At 66.5% G+C, this 630-nt stretch carries 1 protein-coding gene; it reads left to right on the top strand.

The features are described 5' to 3' along the window. Positions 1–630: BID domain-containing protein (locus AC1D2N_RS36225; RefSeq protein WP_477983034.1), on the top strand; the 630-nt coding region annotated here is incomplete at both ends.

Here is a 630-nt window from a genome sequence, read left to right as displayed (position 1 = left end):
GCCAGTGCCGATCAAGGGATGGAGAATGTCCCCATGCTTGCCGCCGTCACCGAGTTCAGGACCGSGATCGACGAGGAGGCGCGCTCGCGTGTGCTCTCAGATCCTCTCTATCGCCAGCAGCGAGCAGCGCTGGCGGCGGTGGCAAGCGCGATCTGGCGCGATCCGGTCGGCGCCGTCGGCAAGATCGAAGAGCTGCTTCAGAAAGGCTTTGCTGGCGAGCGCATCGCGGCCGCGGTGACCAACGATCCGGCCGCCTATGGCGCATTGCGCGGTTCCGATCGCCTGATGGACCGGATGCTGGCCGCCGGCCGGGAGCGGAAASAGGCGGTGCAGGCCGTGCCTGAAGCCGSCGCCCGTTTGCGATCGCTCGGTCCGGCCTACGTCAATGTGCTCGATGCCGAACGCCAGGCTATCGCCGAAGAGCGACGGCGCATGGCGGTTGCCATTCCTGCTCTGTCGACGGCGGCGGAAGACGTGCTGATGCGACTGACTGCCGAGGCGAAGAACAACGACCGCAAGCTGACGGCTTCCGCTGCCCCTCTCGATCCCAGCATTCGCCGGGAGTTCGCCGCCGTCAGCCGGGCACTCGACGAGCGCTTTGGTCGCAATGCCATCATTCGCGGCGAAAAG

It is taken from the genome of Rhizobium sp. P1_B8 (genome assembly GCF_056406515.1).
This window is presented reverse-complemented; position numbering and strand designations above follow the sequence as displayed.